Source organism: Rikenella sp. (genome assembly GCF_056799795.1).
In genome coordinates, this window is record NZ_JBQIQO010000031.1 from 1 (window position 1) to 17963 (window position 17963).

Annotated in this window: 9 protein-coding genes and 1 tRNA gene; 5 read left to right on the top strand and 5 right to left on the bottom strand. The window is 60.0% G+C overall.

Annotation, left to right across the window (positions count from 1 at the left end):
* Window positions 1–694: 694 nt before the first annotated feature.
* Window positions 695–1612 (bottom strand): dihydrodipicolinate synthase family protein, encoded by a 918-nt coding sequence (locus ACTO3O_RS07755; RefSeq protein WP_297830244.1) that lies wholly within the window; start codon window positions 1610–1612, stop codon window positions 695–697.
* Between the two features lie 140 nt (window positions 1613–1752).
* On the opposite strand from ACTO3O_RS07755, the gene ACTO3O_RS07760 reads away from it, so the two are divergent.
* Window positions 1753–2580 (top strand): hypothetical protein, encoded by an 828-nt coding sequence (locus ACTO3O_RS07760; protein WP_297830242.1) that lies wholly within the window; start codon window positions 1753–1755, stop codon window positions 2578–2580.
* Between the two features lie 399 nt (window positions 2581–2979).
* On the opposite strand, the gene ACTO3O_RS07765 is transcribed toward ACTO3O_RS07760, so the two are convergent.
* Complete coding sequence (locus tag ACTO3O_RS07765) at window positions 2980–3315, bottom strand: hypothetical protein (RefSeq protein ID WP_297830240.1); 336 nt, start codon at window positions 3313–3315, stop codon at window positions 2980–2982.
* A 538-nt stretch (window positions 3316–3853) separates the two neighbouring features.
* Here ACTO3O_RS07765 and ACTO3O_RS07770 point away from each other — a divergent pair.
* From ACTO3O_RS07770 to ACTO3O_RS07780, 3 genes are read left to right on the top strand one after another with little or no spacing between them, the layout of a single operon-like run.
* Window positions 3854–4819, top strand: a complete 966-nt coding sequence (locus tag ACTO3O_RS07770; RefSeq protein WP_297830238.1) for a PCMD domain-containing protein — start codon at window positions 3854–3856, stop codon at window positions 4817–4819.
* A gap of 38 nt (window positions 4820–4857) precedes the next feature.
* Complete coding sequence (locus ACTO3O_RS07775) at window positions 4858–6096, top strand: BamA/TamA family outer membrane protein (protein ID WP_297830237.1); 1239 nt, start codon at window positions 4858–4860, stop codon at window positions 6094–6096.
* Complete coding sequence (locus ACTO3O_RS07780; RefSeq protein ID WP_297830235.1) at window positions 6083–7852, top strand: phosphoethanolamine transferase family protein; 1770 nt, start codon at window positions 6083–6085, stop codon at window positions 7850–7852. The genes ACTO3O_RS07775 and ACTO3O_RS07780 overlap by 14 nt, the downstream gene beginning before the upstream one ends.
* Window positions 7853–9178: 1326 nt before the next feature.
* Here the strand turns inward: ACTO3O_RS07780 and ACTO3O_RS07785 are convergent.
* The 3 genes from ACTO3O_RS07785 to ACTO3O_RS07795 form a co-directional block, all read right to left on the bottom strand.
* Window positions 9179–9250, bottom strand: a tRNA-Arg gene (locus ACTO3O_RS07785).
* Window positions 9251–9450: 200 nt separating this feature from the next.
* On the bottom strand, window positions 9451–11607 hold the full coding sequence (scpA, locus tag ACTO3O_RS07790; RefSeq protein WP_297830233.1) for a methylmalonyl-CoA mutase: 2157 nt from the start codon (window positions 11605–11607) through the stop codon (window positions 9451–9453).
* Window positions 11608–12029: 422 nt separating this feature from the next.
* Window positions 12030–13928 carry a methylmalonyl-CoA mutase family protein gene (locus ACTO3O_RS07795; RefSeq protein ID WP_297830231.1) on the bottom strand — a complete coding sequence of 633 codons (1899 nt, stop codon included), beginning with the start codon at window positions 13926–13928 and terminating at the stop codon, window positions 12030–12032.
* Window positions 13929–14916: 988 nt separating this feature from the next.
* On the opposite strand from ACTO3O_RS07795, the gene ACTO3O_RS07800 reads away from it, so the two are divergent.
* Window positions 14917–17853, top strand: a complete 2937-nt coding sequence (locus ACTO3O_RS07800; protein ID WP_297830229.1) for a TonB-dependent receptor — start codon at window positions 14917–14919, stop codon at window positions 17851–17853.
* The last annotated feature ends 110 nt before the right edge of the window (window positions 17854–17963 follow it).

Sequence of the window (17963 nt, forward strand, 5' to 3'; positions counted from 1 at the left end):
CCAGCGTCTATCTGCGCTTCGCCGTCAATGCTGTTCAACCCTGTTTCGCAGACTGCCGTGCCTACGGTTTTCCGTTACGTTGCCTCTCGGAATAAACGGGGACGCGCAGCACGCGAATACTAGCCGGTACGTACAACTCCAATGCGGTCGGACGCCCCATTCACCGCCCCATTCTGTGGCATTCGTCCTCGGCGCGCCCCCCACGCGCCGCTATAGCGTCGCCCTCGCCGAGGACGGCGATTCTCCGAATCGCGCTATTCGCTCTCGGCCCAAATCGTAGTTCGCCGCCAACGGGGACACAACCGAGCTTGCGAAAATGCAATTACCTTAGCGGGCTGAAGCCTGCGGGGCCTAAAAGCAACGTCAGTTGCGGGCCTCCGCTGCGGGAGGCTTCGGCCCGCACGACCCTAAAGGGTCGCAAGAGCACAGCCTAACCACAGCCCAAAGCACTGTCCCGTATTCGCCTCACTGCGGCTCCGCTGTCGCTCCGCCGCGTTTTCGCGCGCCTGCGCGATTCATTCTATTTCGGCTATCGCCGAAATAGTTGAATCGCTTCTTTAGGCGGGGCGCGCGTCTTTGGCTACAGGAGGGGACTGCCCTTACGCCGGGCAGGCGCACCCTTCGGGTGATTTAAGAGCAGCCTCTACCCCACAGGATGAAACTACCCTCGGACCGCGTGTCCCCACAAACCCCGTCAAAAGCGGTTGCAGCGTTCGAAGAAGCCGATCGCCTCCAGCTCCCGCTTCATCGCCGCCTCTTCCTCCGGCGTGATGTTGCGGAACGGCGTCCGGTTCGGCCCTAAATCCAGCCCGATGAGCTTCATGATCCGCTTCCCCCCCACGATATTCCCCCGGTAGCGACAAATCACATTAATCACCTCCTGCGAGAAATTCTGCCGTTCGCGCGCCAGCTCCAAATCCCCCGCCTGCCAAGCCTCCAGAATCCCCACCAGCTCGCGCCCGTTGTAGTTCGTCGTCCCGCCGATCCCCCCTTGCGCACCCCCCATCGCCAGACACGGCAGAATCGTCTCGTCCTGCCCGTGCAACATGTCGAACTTCCCGTCCTTGTAGAGCCGACACTGATTGTACTCATACAGACTCTCATACGTGTACTTGATCCCCGCGAAGTTCGGAATCCGACCGTCCACCGCCGCCAGAAACTCCACCATCGGCAAATACGCCCCATTGAACGCCGGAATATGGTAGAAATAGAACGGCAACTCCGGCGCCCCCGCCGCAATCTCCTCGCAATATTTCACCAGCTCCTCGACTCGTCCCACCTTCGGAAACGGCGGCGCCATCGCCCCGATCCCCCACGCCCCGATCCGCTGCGCATGCTGCGCCAGCCGGAAACTCTGCCGCACACACGTACTCCCCACGTGCACGATCACCTTGAAATCCGCCGGAGCCGCCGCCATCCACGCCTCCGCCAACAGCATCCGCTCCTCCTCCGTCAGCATATACCCCTCGCCCGACGACCCATTGATAAAGACCCCTCGGAGTCCGTTCTTGGCCAGCATCGCCGCATAAGCCGGAATCGGTTCCGGATTCACATCCCCGTTCGGCCCGAACGGCGTGAACGGCGCATCGATAAGCCCCTTGATTTTTTCCATCTTGTTTCGAATATCGTTGATTGTAAGAAATGATTGCCCATTCGCCCCGCCACACTCTCCAAAGATACCCAAAAAGCAAAATCCTCCAACACCCTTCCGCAGAAAAAAGTTATATTTGACAAAAAGAACCTCTTCATCCCATGAATCGACATTTCTTCCCCCGCCTTTCCGCCGTCGGCCTCTGCTGTCTGCTGAGCAGCCTCTTTCGTCCCGCTGCCGCACAGGAGAAAGAGACCGTCCTGATCGACCGTTTCGACCACACGCGAGACGTCCCCGTCCCCTACGTGGAGAGCCTGCGCAAGCAGGTCGGCCGCGCTTTCACCGACCGGGGCCGGCATCAGGTGATCAACGCCCAGACCCTCCCGTCCCTATCCGCATCCCGCAGCACCGCCGACCGCGAGATTCTCCTCCGGACGACCGGCGCCCGGTACGTGATTTCGGGTCAGGTGAGCGACTACCTCTTCCGTCGCGAGATCGTCGGTGACAAACCCCGGTTTACCACCGCCATGCGGCTGGTTCTCACCGGTTACGACCTCCGGAACGACCGGGAAATCGCTCCCGAAGAGTTCCGCCTCTCCGGCTCCGGCGCCACGGCCGAAGAGGCCGACACCCGCGCCTTTGCCAGCCTGCCTTACAGCCTCCTCTTCTATATCGACCGCCGTTTCCGGTTCGAGACCCGCATCCTGCGCCTCGCTCCCGCCGACGCCAAAGGACGGCTGAAAGAGCTCTACATCCATAGCGGGCATTCGATCGGCGTCCAGCGCAAAGACCTTTTCCTCGTCTACCGCGAGACCGACATGGGCGAAGGAGCCATCGCCCGCGAACAGATCGGCAAACTGCGCGTCAAAGAGGTCATGGGCGACGAAGTGACCAAATGCACCATCGTACGGGGCAGCGACGAAATCGCCTCCTCCTTTGCGACCGGCGAAACCCTGATTGTCGTCAGCGACAGCGAATCCCTTTTCTGACCCTCCCCCACACATCAGAGACCGCATCATCCGGCCGCCCTCCGCGACAACACCATTTCGGGCGCACCAGATCCCCGGAACACCGCGAAATGTCGTATCTTTGTCCTCGGAAAAATTAGAAGCTCGAACAGGCGCGTTCCGCACGCCCTGTCCGAGCGGAACATAATAAAGAAGCGTTCCAAACTTACTTCCCCTCGTTCAGGAATCTGGAAAATTCAATGTGGCAAGGAGGGAAGTAACGTAGGCGCTCACGTCTTGTATCTGTTTCGAGAACCCGGCACACGCATACTTGCGCACCGCGTTTTTTCGTCTATCGATATGGGCGTGGGCTGTCTGCGTTTACTCACTTGCACGGGCATTCCAGAGCCTCCTGAACATGGGTAAACGAATCGGGCAGCCTCACGCTTTTTTCATTCCCCAACGACCATACGGGCCGCCAGGTGAGGCGGAGGCTCGGCCAACGAACCCACGACCATGACCAAAATGTCTCGTGCCCGGGAAAGAAAAAAGGGTTGCCTCTTCACAGCCCTTGTCCTCCTGTTGCTCATCGCGCTGATGCTCGCCGCCGGATACCGTTGAGGCAAACATAAAAATCCAATTATTTCGGACACTTGATTCATTGTGCTGGAGGGTACTGTTCTTTTTAACTTCGCTCCGCTCGTTTTCCTCCTCGCCGCTCGGCAATTTGCAAACCATGTTTGCATTGCCCTCGCTGGCAGCGTCGGTTGTGAACAAAAAGAACCAAAAAAAACTTCAGAGCGCATCCCTGCGGGATGCTCTGACCGTGTCTGCCTGATTGGTTGGGCTGGATTTTCGGCGGGCGCGCTTGGGTGATCTGCCCCATATTTAGCGCGCCCACCGGGAAAATCACAGCCCAACGAACAAGGCGGAGATAACCCGTGGTCGTCCCATGGGGACGACCTCTGCAAAAGTTCTTTGGGTACCTTTCTTTCAAGAAAGGTACGGTTCCAGCCGGGGCAAAGAAAAAAGTTCAGGAAACGAGATATTTTAGATTTTTTCGAAAGCGCCGGAATACATGAAAAAATCAGGTATTCCGGCATTTTTATCGAGCCCCCGGCAAGGGAATCACCCCAGGACTGGGAAAAACGGAACTAAATTTGTTTAGTTTGACCTCAAAACCGGAGACGTACACAGCGGTTTAGTAATAATACCCTAACTTCGTGGAATTACTACCGCCCGAAAACGGAACGACAACCCGCCGCCCACGTCGCCGGCCACCAGCAAGAAAAAAGAGAAGAAAGGGAGGTAAGTTATGAAAAGCATCCTGACACCCCTGTTCGCCGCCTGCCTGGCAGGCCTCGGCACCCTGTCGGCCTCGGGTCAGAAAACATCCGGCATCGCCTTCGGCAGTTTCAACCAATGGGTCGTGCGCGAAGTGAAAGAATCGGGCGTGATCGGCGGCGAAGTCCGCTACATATACGAGATCGGCCCCACCGACACCCTGCGCGGCGACCAGCCCTACCACCGCAACCCCCACTCGCCGTGGGGCACCTCGAACGTGCTCGCCAAAGTGAGCGGCATCACCAAATGCAGCGTCACCGTCTTCCCCGAAGCCCGCGGAAACGGTCGGTGCGCCCGGCTCGACACCCGACTCGAAACCGTCAAAGTGATGGGCATGGTCAATATCACCGTCCTCGCCTCCGGCAGCATCTTCCTCGGCGACGTGATCGAACCCATCAAAGACACCAAAAACCCGATGGCCAAATTGAACCAGGGCATCCCCTTCACCGAACGGCCCAAAGCTCTCGTGATGGACTATAAGTTCCACACCGACGGCTCCCCGAACCGCATCAAAGCCACCGGCTTCAGCGCCCAACACTCCGTTCCCGGCAAAGACCACGCCGATGCCATCCTGCTGCTCCAGGTACGGTGGGAAGACGCCGAAGGGAACGTCTACGCCAAACGCGTCGGCACCCTCAACGAACAGTTCGGGCAGAACACCCCCGCCTGGGTGAACGGCCACTCGATGCCCATCCTCTACGGCGACATCACCCACGACCCGAAGTTCCGTCCCGAGATGGGCCTCATGTCGGGCGACCGCGCCTACTGGTGCCGGAACAGCAAAGGCCGGATGGTACCGATCCAGGAGACCGGCTGGGCCGCAGCCGACGAAAAACCGACCCACATGATCCTCCATATCTCGTCCAGCTACGGCGGCGCCTACGTCGGGACACCCGGCAACAGCCTCTGGGTGGACAACATTAAACTCGCCTACTAACCCTGTCGGCAGAGACCCGACCCGCATTCAACCGATTCATGTTTCACCCTCGTCCGCATATCCGACCGCGCGCTCGTTACCTTATCGCGCCGCTCGTCCTGTGGGGCCTGTTTTCAGCAGGCCCCCTGCGGGCGCAGAGCGAACCGGCCCCGCCCCTCCGCGACACCCTCGCCGCCTCCGCAGCCGACACCACCCTCGTCGTCGCCCCGGACAGCGTCGCCGCCCGGCCCACCGGATGGGAACGCTTCAAACGCTTCTTCACCGAATCCAATCAGGTGAAAAAACAGAAGAAATTCGACTTCAGCGTGATCGGCGGCCCGTTTTACTCCAACGACGTACAGCTCGGACTCGGCATCGTCGCCTCGGGCCTCTACCGGATGGATCGCCGCGACACCCTGACCCAGCCGTCCAACGTCTCGCTCTTCGGTTCGGTAGCCACCTCCGGCTTCTACATCATCGGCATCCAGGGCTCCAACCTCTTCCCTCGGGATCGGTACCGGCTCAACTACACCCTCTACACCCTCTCGTTCCCGAGCTACTTCTGGGGCATCGGCTACGACATGGCATCCGACAAAGCCAACAAGAGCAAATACACCCAGAAACAGAACCAACTGAAGGTCGACTTTCAGTTCCGCATCGCCGACCACCTCTATCTGGGGCCGACCGCCAGCATCAACCACGTGGACGGCCTGCGGCTCGAACAGCCCCGACTATTAGCGGGCCAGAGCCCCTACGTCACCAGCATCGGCGTCGGTTTCGTGCTGAACTACGACACCCGCGACGTCATGACCAACGCCTACAAAGGGTGGTACATCGGTCTGGAGCAGTACGCCAATCCGAAATGGCTCGGCAACAGCGGCACCTACGGCCGCACCGACCTGATCGTGGACTACTACCAGCGGCTCTGGAAAGGCGCCGTGCTGGCCTTCGACCTCCACACCCAGCACAACTACGGCGACGTGCCGTGGACCATGATGGCCAAGATGGGCGGTTCGTACCGCATGCGGGGCTACTACGACGGCCAATACCGCGACCGAAACCTGACCGAGATACAGATCGAACTGCGCCAGCACATCTACAACCGCCACGGAGTGGCCGTATGGGTAGGCGCCGGGAACGTATACAAGAATTTCAAAACCTTCCGCTGGAGCCACACCCTACCCAACTACGGGATCGGCTACCGGTGGGAATTCAAAAACCGGGTGAACGTCCGCCTCGACTACGGCTTCGGCAAAGGCCAGAGCGGGTTCCTCTTCCAGATCAATGAAGCATTTTAGCGACCTCATACAACGCCTCCGGGCCCGCTTCGCCGACCAGCGCACCTATTACTGGGTGTTCCTCGGCGTGCTGCTCGTTCCGAACCTCTTTTTGTGCTGCACCGAGCCGATCGTCTGGCCCGGCAAAGTCGCCCTGATGCTCCTTCCGGGCGCCGTCTGGATGGCCCTGCTGACCGTGGCCCCCAAACCCGGCGCACCGTTCTGGTGCACCCTTCCGCTGCTCGTCCTCGGCGCCTTCCAACTCGTACTGCTCTATCTGTTCGGCAATTCGATCATCGCCGTGGACATGTTCCTCAACGTCGCGACCACCAACTCCGGCGAAGCGCTCGAACTGTTGGGCAAACTGGAACCGGCCATCGTCGGCGTACTCCTGCTCTACATCCCCGCTCTGGTGCTGGCCACCCTGTCGATCCGCCTCCCCGCCCGGCTTTCGGCCACCTTTCGGAGACGGAACGCCGTTCGTTCCGGCATCCTCTTTCTGGTCGGCATCGGCGCCATGGCCGGAGCCCGGTTACAGGATCCGGAATATCGGGCGAAACTCGACATCTGGCCCCTCAACATCGGATATAATATGGGTCTGGCCGTCGAACGGTGGCAGAAAAGCGATCGCTACCCCCTCACCTCGGCCGACTTCTGCTTCGGGGCAGTTTCGGAACGGCCGGACAGCATCCGGGAGGTCTACGTGCTGGTGATCGGCGAGACCTCGCGGGCGCTCAACTGGCAGCTGTACGGCTATCCGCGCGAGACGAACCCCCGCCTCTCCGAACAAGAGGGGCTGATCTGTTTCCGCGACGTACTGACCCAGGCGAACGCCACGCATAAGAGCGTCCCGATCATGCTATGCAGCGCCTCGGCCGAGAACTACGGCACCCTCTATACCCGCAAGAGTATCCTGAGCGCCTTTCGCGAAGCGGGTTTCCGCACCGCCTTCTTCTCGAACCAGTCCGAGAACCACTCCTTCATCGACTTTTTCGGCGCCGAAGCCGACACCACGCTCTTTCTGAAATCCGCCGCTCAGGCGCGCGGCGAGGCATATAACCCCTACGACGACCTGCTGTTGCAGAGCGTGAGCGGCCTGCTGGCCGACACATCGTTTCGGAAGACCTTCCTCGTGTTGCACACCTACGGTTCGCATTTCGACTATCAGGAGCGCTATCCGGCCGATTCGGCCCACTTCCGACCGGCCTCCTACGACGATGTGCACCCCGATCATCGCGAGGTGCTGCTCAACGCCTACGACAACTCTATCCGGGCGACCGACCAGTTGCTCTCCGACCTGATCTCCTACCTGCGCGCCTTGCCGAACACCGCTTCAGGGCTGCTCTACGCATCGGATCACGGCGAAGACCTGTACGACGACGCTCGAGGCCTTTTCCTGCACGCCTCGCCGCGACCGACCTATTACCAGCTGCACATCCCTTGCGTACTTTGGCTCTCGCCGACCTACGACTCCGAGTGGCCGGAGAGTCGGCTCGCTGCGGAGTCTCATCGCGACAAGCCGATGACGACGAACGTGATTTTCCACACGCTGCTTTCGATGGGCGGCATCGAAACGCCCCAGCGGAACGACTCGCTGGCCGTGACCTCTCCCCGTTTCACGGTCACTCCGCGGCACTACCTGAACGACCACAACAAGCCTCGTACGCTGGATCGGATCGGGCTCGGGGCAGAGGACATCGCGATGTTCCGCCGGATGGGACTGGCGTTTCCTGCCGAACGGGTGAGGGATCGACTTTCAGCAGTGGGTTTAGAGTAATCTCAACCTGCTTCCGTGTGCCAAGCGCCCCGCCCCGGGCTTCCGCGACGCAGGAAATAACGGACAGCCGGGCACACTGTTCTCCGTCGGCAACGGCGGGTACTGCTGGTCAGCTTCGGGTGACGGCACAAGCGAGCAGTACCGTGGCATATGTCTGGATTTTTATTCGCGAGACTTCAGTTCCAGCAGTTCGTATGGCCGCGCCATCGGTTTTCGGTTGCGTTGCCTCTCGGAATAAACGGGACGGAGAGCTTTCGACAGAATCGATTGGAGACTTAGAACCCAGGCTTATATTTCGTTTCTTTGATTCTGATTTTGGAGACACTGAACCGCACGGCCCGCCCAGGGCTACCGCAACTACAATACAGGCTTGCTGAACCGCGTTGACAGCCATGGGTTCAGTTGGTCTGCCGCTACGAACGGCATCCACGGCATGGATATGATTTCGATCCCCAAGGACTCTACGCCAACGGCTCAGACGGTCGTGGTCACAGTTTTCAGTTGCGCTGCCTCTCGGAATAAACGGTGCCGCTCGGCACTCGAATACTGGCCGCCTCGGCCTAAATAATCGGCAGCCTCTACCCTATTTGTGCTCCTGCGGTTCGAAGAACCGCGCGGGCCGAAGCCTCCCCCAGCGGAGGCCCGCAACTAACGTTGCTCTGGGCCCCGCAGGCTTCGACCCGCTAAAACACTTTCCCCATTCACCGCCCAAATCTTTCAAGTTCGGCTTGTCCCCCATTTCTGTCGGGTTCGGGCTGCGCGCTCCGGGGTGGGCCGAAGGCCCAGCGCGCAGGCCCAGCGACCCTAAAGGGTCGCAAGTGTTCAGCCTAACTCACCACCAACCCACCACCCAAATCTCTTGGGTTCGGCCTGTCGCTCATCCCCCGAGGCGCTCCTCGCCTGGGCGAACAGGCCGGCGATTCTGCGAATCGCGCTACTCGCTCTCGGCCCAAATTCCAGCCCAAAGCGCGCCCCAAAGCTCGCTCCAGTTCTCCGCCCCATGTCAGCCGCACTGCGGCTCCGCTTTCGCTCCGCCGCGCTTTTCGCGCGCCTTGCGCGGTTCAGCTATATTCGGCTACCGCCGAAATAGTTGAATCGCTTCTTTAGGCGGGGCGCGCGTTGGTTTGAGGGAACTGTTCTCTTTGTGAACAAAGAGAACCAGAAAAACTTTAGACGGATGCTTACGCATCCTCAAAGCTACCGACGGCCCAATCTTCGTTCGCGCGCCCAAATCTCAAATTCGCCCTGTCCACCAACTGATCTCGCCCGAACAATAAAAAAAGTTCCGCCTCTCGATTACGAGAGGCGGAACTTCCTGTGAATGCGTGACCCCGACGGGATTCGAACCCATATCGTCAGAACCGGAATCTGATATTCTATCCATTGAACTACGGAGCCGAGCCTGATGCGTTTGCAGAAACGCCCGAGCGTCCCGGCGACGCGCATTCCGGATGCAAAGATACACTTTTCTTTTCCTTTTCCAAAAAACCTTTTGCTTCCGGAGACAAAAAGCACCCCGCCAAACAGGAATCGGGTGCGAATCTCCCGCAAAGAGACCGCACCCGACCCGTCTTACAGAGCTCCAAAAGCTCAGGCCGCTAATCTTCCAGCAAGATTTCGAGGATCTTGATCGCCGCATCCGTCACCGGCGTCCCCGGCCCGAAAATCGCAGCAGCACCGTTCTGGTAGAGGTAGTCGTAATCCTGATGCGGAATCACCCCGCCCACGATCACCACGATATCCTCCCGTCCCAGCTTTTTGAGTTCGGCCACAATCTGCGGCACCAGCGTCTTGTGCCCCGCCGCCAGCGACGAAACGCCGACCACGTGAACATCGTTTTCGACCGCCTGTTTGGCCGCCTCTTCCGGCGTCTGGAACAACGGCCCCATATCCACGTCGAAGCCGATATCCGCATACCCCGTCGTCACTACCTTTGCTCCCCGGTCGTGGCCGTCCTGCCCCAGTTTGGCGATCATAATCCGAGGCTGACGCCCCTCCTGTTTTGCAAATCGTTCGCACAGCTCCTTGGCCTTTGCGAACTTGTCGTCGTCTTTCACTTCTGCCGAATAAACACCTGAAATAGAGCGGATCACCGCATTGTAGCGTCCCACGACCGCCTCGCAGGCATCCGAGATTTCGCCCAGCGACGCCCGCACCTTGGCCGCTTCGATCGCCAGTTCGAGCAGGTTCCCCTGCTTCGTCCGCACACACTCCGTAATCGCCGCCAGCGCACGATCCACCGCCGCCTGATCGCGATTGGCGCGCAGCTCCTGCAACCGTTTTACCTGCGACTCGCGCACCGCCGTGTTGTCCACCGCCAGGATGTCGATCGGGTCTTCCTTTTCCAAGCGATACTTGTTCAGCCCCACAATGGTCTGTTCTCCCGAGTCGATCCGGGCCTGCGTCCGTGCCGCCGCCTCCTCGATCCGCATCTTCGGCACACCGGTTTCGATCGCCTTGGCCATCCCGCCGAGCGACTCGACCTCCTCGATCAACGCCCACGCCTTGTTCATAATCTGATTCGTCAAGGCCTCCACATAGTACGAACCGGCCCACGGATCGACACTCCGGCAGACATTGGTCTCCTCCTGAATGTAAATCTGCGTATTCCGCGCAATCCGCGCCGAGAAGTCCGTCGGCAGCGCGATCGCCTCGTCGAGCGCATTGGTGTGCAGCGACTGGGTATGCCCCAACGCCGCCGCCATCGCCTCGATCGCCGTCCGGGCCACGTTGTTGAACGGATCCTGTTCCGTCAACGACCATCCAGAGGTCTGCGAGTGGGTACGCAACGCCAGCGATTTCGGGTTCTTCGGGTTGAACCGGCTCACGATCTTGGCCCACAGCATCCGCGCGGCGCGCATCTTGGCGATCTCCATGAAGTGGTTCATCCCGATGGCCCAGAAGAACGACAGCCGCGGAGCAAACGAGTCGATGTCCATCCCGGCATTAACGCCGGTACGGAGATATTCCAGCCCGTCGGCCAACGTGTACGCCATCTCGATATCGGCCGTCGCCCCCGCTTCCTGCATATGATACCCCGAGATCGAGATCGAGTTGAACTTCGGCATGTGCTTCGAGGTGTACTCGAAGATATCCGCGATAATGCGCATCGAGAATTCCGGCGGATAGATATAAGTGTTCCGCACCATGAACTCCTTCAGGATGTCGTTCTGGATCGTCCCGCTGAGCTGGTCGAGGGTGCAGCCCTGCTCCAACCCTGCCACGATGTAGAAGGCCAAGACCGGCAGCACGGCGCCGTTCATGGTCATCGACACAGACATCTTATCCAACGGAATCCCGTCGAAGAGGACTTTCATATCTTCGACCGAACAAATCGACACACCTGCCTTCCCCACGTCCCCCACCACGCGCGGATGGTCGGCATCGTATCCCCGGTGCGTGGCCAGGTCGAAAGCGACGGAAAGCCCTTTCTGCCCCGCTGCCAGATTCCGTCGATAAAAGGCGTTGGACTCCGCCGCGGTGGAGAACCCGGCGTACTGCCGGATGGTCCACGGCCGCATGACGTACATGGTGGAATAAGGCCCTCGCAAGTAAGGCACGATCCCTGCGGCGTAATTCAAATGTTCCATCCCGAGGAGGTCGTCGGCGGTGTAAGTCCCTTTGACGGCGATATGTTCGGGGGTCATCCACACGGGCGCCCCGCCGCACTCTTTCTTCGAGGCGCATCCGCAACTGTTGCCGGCGCCGGCCTTCGCCGCCGGCGCATAGTTTATTTCTGAAAATTTAGCTCTCATGTGTGTTGATTTTTTCGTTTACAAGTGGTTAGAGGCTGCGGCAGAAATGCGAAGCATTTCCCGTCCACGGGACGTGGGGCCCGCCCGGCCCGAGGGCAGTCGAAGCTCGACCGCGCGCCGACGCCTTAAAGAGCGATTCAACTGTTTCGGCGACAGCCGAAATAGAATGAATCGCGTAAGGCGCGCGGGCTTGTCAAAGCGTTTTTCAGTCGCCCGCGGCAATTCTTGCCGAATTGGCTCACCGCCAATCGGCAGAATATGCCCTTTTAGGCGGGCGGGCGACTGTCGAGCTTTGTGCCGGACAGAACTGCCCTACGCGGGCGGCGTCCGGGTGACCCCAGCGGGACGGAGCGATACTACGTATCGCTAACTTGCCTCTGCCTCAATTCCCTCCTGTACTAAAGAACAAACGAAACGAACGATTAAATACCCAATTCGCGTTGATAGTTTTCGAGCGTTTCGAGGACATTGCTCCGGACACTGATGAAGTGCGAGATGCCCGCCGCTTCGAGCTCCGGCTGGCACGCCGGCGCCCCCGCCACCACCACGATCACCCCCGAATTCCGGAACGCCTCGAAGACCTCCGGCGCCAGCGTCGCATAATCGTCGTCCGACGAGCAGACCACCACGATCTGCGCCCCCGACGCCTTCGCCGCCGCAACCCCCTCCGCCACCGTCTGGAAGAACGTATTGTCCATCACCTCGATCCCCGCACAGGCAAAGAAATTGCAGGCGAACTGCGCCCGAGCCCGAGCCATCGCCAAGCTGCCGCACGTCAGCATAAACGCCTTCGGCGTCTTTCCGCTGCGATCCGTGCGGAGCCGCATCGCCTCGAACGCCATCGCCCCGCGATACGGTTTCAGCGGCCGATACTCCGGCTCCCTGTCGCCGTGTTTGCAACCGCAATTGCACCGCTTCATCCCCCGGGTCACCGTCTCTTCGGTGATTTCCGCCGGCGCCTTCTCGTTGAAATTCGGATACTGGTTCGTCCCCAGGAGAATTTCGCGCCGCGTAGCGATATTCTGGTCACGTTTGTTGGCGGTGGTTTCGACCTGCTCCTGAACGAACCCCTTTTCGAACGCAGCGGTGTACCCCCCCAACTCCTCGACCGCGAGGAAGAGCTTCCACGCCTCCTGTGCGATCGACGCCGTGAGCTCCTCTATATAATAAGAGCCCGCCGCCGGGTCCGTCACCTGGTCGAAATGCGACTCCTCTTTCAAGAGGAGCTGCACATTGCGCGCAATCCGCGAGCTGAACTCCGTCGGTTTTTCGTACGCATGATCGAACGGCAAGACCTCGATCGAGTCCACCCCTCCGATCGCCGCGCTCATCGCCTCCGTCGTCCCGCGGAGCATGTTGACATACGGGTCGTAGACCGTCTGGTTCCACGCCGACGTGCGGATATGCGCCCGCAGTTTGGAAGAGCATCCCCGCTTCGGGTTGTACGGTTTCATGATGTTCGCCCACAGCAACCTCGCCGCGCGCAGTTTGGCAATCTCCATAAAGTAGTTCGTCCCCACCGCGAAGTCGAACTTGATGGCCGGCGCCACCCGGTCGACATCCATCCCCCGGTCGGTCATCCGCACCACATACTCGTGCCCCATCGCGAGCGCGAAAGCCAGCTCCTGGACGATCGACGCCCCGCAGTCGTGGAACAGCGTCCCGTGCACCGTGACGAGTCTGATGCGTTTATACTGCGGCGCCTTGTCGAGCAGCTCCTGAATACGTGCGAAGCGTTTGTCCCCGTCCGGCGCGGCACATCCCCAACTGCCCTTTTTCGAGAGCTTCATGAGCGGGTCGATTCCGAAAACGGCAAAGACCTGTTCCGGATCGAGCTTTTCAGCCACGATTTTATCCAAAAACAGCTCCGCCGCCCGATAGACCCCGCAGCCGCCGAACGCGAGTTCGACCGCCGTAATGGAGATTCCGTTCAGCAAAGTATCGAGGTCAGCCGCCGAAAATTCTTTGTTTTTAATGACAAAGCCGAGCGAGTCGACCCCTTTCATCAGCACGTCGTGCGCCGTCCGATTGGCCGCCGCCACATCGTCTCCGACCTCGATCGTCTGCCTCACGCGCCAGTCGTTGTCGCCCTTGACTCCCCGGACATACGGAAACTCGCCCGGCCGGGTGCCGAGGTGTTTCAGCTCCGCAAGGTTTTCGGCCCGATAATAAGGTTCCACCGAGAAACCCTCCATCGTGCGCCACACCAGTTTTTTGGTGCGGTCGGCGCCTTTCAGGTCTTTGGCGATGACCTCTTCCCACTCCGCGGTGGTAACGGGAGGGAATTCGGCCATCAGCTGTTTAGCCTTTTCTTCAGCCATGTGTTGTAGTGTATTGGTTTGTTATTCGTCGCGACACCGGGCACCGAGAGGCAAGCCATGCGGTGTGTGAATCCGCTAACAGGTTCATACAAAGTTAAAAGTTTATTTCCAAAAACCGCTTTCGGGCACAATTTTTCATGCCGAAAAGCATCGGTCGGGAAAAAATTTATCAACAATCGATTAAACTTTCGTAGCGCCCTGCGTCTTAATCTCGTGCGCCGGCGGAAAGCGACCCGGGCAGGGCGACAGAAGAACAGGGGTAGAGGCTGGTAGTGGAAATGCGCAGCATTTCCCGTCCACGCACCCATAGGGTATTTTGTTAGGGTTATCTCTGCCTTACTAAGTGGGGCCCGGACGGCCCGAGGCCAGTACCCTCAAACCGACGCGCGCCCCGCCTTAGGAGGGAAATCGTCAAAATGTGCTAGCACGTTTTGACAAGATTTCCCCGGCGCGCACTAAGAACTGGGCCAAGCTGCTTAAGCGATACGCAGTATCGCTCCGTCCCGCCGGGGTCACCCGGACGCCGCCCGCGCAGGGCAGTTTCAGACGGGACAAAGCTCGACCGCGCGCCGCCGCCTAAAGAGGGAAATCGTTCAAAGCGACTTGCGCTTTGGACAAGATTTCCCAAGGCGCGCGGACAAAGAGCGGTGCAAGGAGTTGGGCTGAACTTCTGCGGCTCGTTGAGCCGCGCGGGCCGAAGCCTCCCGCAGCGGAGGCCCGCAACTGACGTTGCTGTGAGCCCCGCAGGCTTCGACCCGCTTAACTCAAGTGCGAATAGGCGTTGCTTTTGTGCCTCCGCTGGCGGCGAACAGCATCAACAAGGCGCGCCGAGGACGAATCTCATAGCAAAGAGGCGTTGCTCTTGCGACCCGTAGGGTCGCGCGGACCGGATCTGCCCGCACGGCACCCGAAACAACCCGGTCCCACCCCGCACGCATAAACGGAAAATTCATTCAAAACCAGAGATAACGTAAACGTGATTTGTAGCATGAGAAGAGTAATCGGATGGGTCGGATTGCTGTTATGGCCCGCCCTGGCAGCCGCAGCCCCCATCACCATCAAAGGGAAAGTAATCGGCAGCGACGACGGCAAACCCATTCCCGGAGCCTACGTCATGATCAACCCCACCGAGCCCGACGTAGCCAAACGCACCGTCCTGACCGGTCTGGAAGGCGAATTCACCATCGTCAGCCGCGAGAAAAGCACCACCCTCAGCATCTCGTTCATCGGCTACAAAGACTACCGCAAGCCGATCGACCCCTCGTCCGGTCGCACCATCGACCTCGGCACCATTCGGATGCTCCCCGAAGCCATCACCACCAACGAAGTGAAAGTCACCGCCCAGGCCCCCATGGCCACCATGCGCGGCGACACCCTGCAATATAACGCCGCCGCCTTCAAGACCAACCCCGACGCATCCAGCGAAGACCTCCTCAAGAAGATGCCCGGCGTGACCACCGACGAGAACGGCGCCGTCGAAGTCCACGGCCAGACCGTCGGCAAAGTCTACGTCGACGGCAAAGAATACTTCGCCGACGACCCCGCCCTGGCCCTGAAGACCCTCCCGGCCGACGTCGTCGCCAGCATGCAAGTCTTCGACGACAAGAGCGACGAATCGAAATTCTCCGGCTTCGACGACGGCGAACGCATCAAAGCCATCAACATCGTCACCAAAAGCGGCGTCAGCTCCAGCGCCTTCGGTAAAGTCTACGCCGGCTACGGCACCGACAACCGCTACTCGCTGGGCGCCGCCGCCAACATCTTCAACCCCACCCACCGGTGGACCATTCTCGCCGCGCGGAACAACGTCAACAACCAGGGCTTCACCCTGAACGACATCGCCAGCGCCATGACCGGGCGCCGCGGCGGCATGGGCGGCGGCATCGACGCCAGCCAGTTCACCACCGGCGTCCGCGGCGGTATCCAGACCACCACCATGGCCGGCCTCAACTACCAGGGCGACTTCTCCAAAGTGAAGATCAACGGCAGCTACTTCTTCAACAACGTCAACGCCGACATCTGGCGCGCCATCACCCAGAACTACAACACCGAAGGCAACCGCCAGTACTACGACACCACCGCCACCCGAGGCTACAACTACCAGCACCGCGCCAACCTGCGGATCGAGTGGAACCCCAACGAAACCAACCGCATCTTCTTCCGTCCGCGCGTCACCTACTCCACCAACCACGGCCACAGCGCCAACCTCACCAGCACCTGGCTCAACGCCATGGAGACCAACACCGCCGCCAACCGCTACGCCACGAAATTAGGCACCTACGACGCCTCCGCCAACCTCTTCTGGATGCACCGCTTCGGGAAAGCCGGTCGCACCCTCTCCGTCGGCGGCTCCGTCGGCGGCAGCAACGGCTGGGGCGACCGCACCCAGCAATCCGAATACGGCTCGCTGGACGAGACCGGCGACGAGAGCGCAGAAGGCCTTTCGCTGCTCGACCTCTACACCAAAGCCACCGGCGACCTGACCTACAGCACCCTGAACCAGATCGGCACCCTCGGCACCCCCGGCTTCGACGCCTCCGGCCGCGTGAGCTACGCCGAACCCCTGTCGCCATCCTCCCGCTTGCAGTTCAGCTACCGCATCGGCTACGACAAGACCGACTCCAAGATCCTGAGCTACGACTGGGATCCGCTGCTGAACGAGATACTGGAGCTCGACCCCACCACCTCGAACCTCTTCAACCGCGACCAGACCCGCCATGCCGGAACCATCGGCTACAACTGGGTCAAGAAAGATAAGATGACCCTCAACGCCTCGCTCAGCTACCAGTACACCACCCTGAACGACGACGAGACCTACCCCCGCGAGCTGGAGAACCGCTACCACTTCGACGCCTGGCTGCCCCGCGTCCGTTTCGAATGGAAACCCACCAAGATGCAGAGCCTCCAGTTCGAATACCGCCGGAGCACCTCCACCCCGACCGTCAACCAGCTGCAAGACGTACTGAACGTCAGCAACCCCCTTCAGGTCTACTACGGTAACCCCGACCTGAAACAGAGCTATACCGACCGGTTGCAAGTCTCCTACAACATCGCCAACCCCGAGAAATCGACCAACTTCCACCTCTTCGCCTTCGCCAACCTCACCCAGGACTACATCGCGACCCACCGCCGCTACCTGACCGCCGACGAAGAGATCAAAGGAATTACCGTCGTCAAAGGGGCCCAAGTCTCCACCCCGGTGAACCTCAACGGCTACGTCAACGCCAACCTCTTCGGCATCTACAGCTTCCGGATCCAACCCATCCGGAGCAACATGAACATCGGCTTCCGCTACCAGTTCGCCAAGACCCCCTCGATGGAAGACCACGAGAGATACCTCTCGTACAGCAACCGGATGGGGATGAACCTCTCGCTGACCAGCAACATCTCCGAGAACGTCGACTTCACCCTCGCCTACCGTCCCTCGCTGAACTTCACCGTCAGCAAACAGAAAGACCGCGCCTCGGGTCAGGCCGACCGCACCTTCGACCGCTACATCGGCAACGACCTGGCCGCCTTCCTGAACGTCTTCCTCTGGAAAGGGCTCTTCATCAACGCCGACGCCACCTGGCGCAACTCCGTCGGGACACAGTCGAGCTACACCCAACACTACGCCCTGCTGAACGCCGCCATCGGGTATAAGTTCCTGAAATACAAGCAAGCCGAAGTGCGCCTTTCGGCCTACGACCTGCTGAACCAGAACCGCTCCTTCTGGCAGAGCAGCAACGCCACCTACACCCAGACCACCCTCACCCGGACACTGAAGCGCTACTTCATGCTCAGCTTCACCTACAAGTTCGACACCCGGAAAAACCGTTCCGCCGAAAACTACGGCACCAACGACCGTTCGAGCTGGCAGCGCGGGCCTCACGGAGGCGGCCCCGCAGGCCCGCCTCCCGGCGGTGGCCCCGGCGGACGCCGATAACCCTTCCGCGGCATACTATGCCCTCCATCCGCGCCGTTTCTCCTTCAACGAGGGAGCGACGGCGCTTTTTTATAACCGCTTTTATGGCCGCCGAACCCGCGGAAAATCGT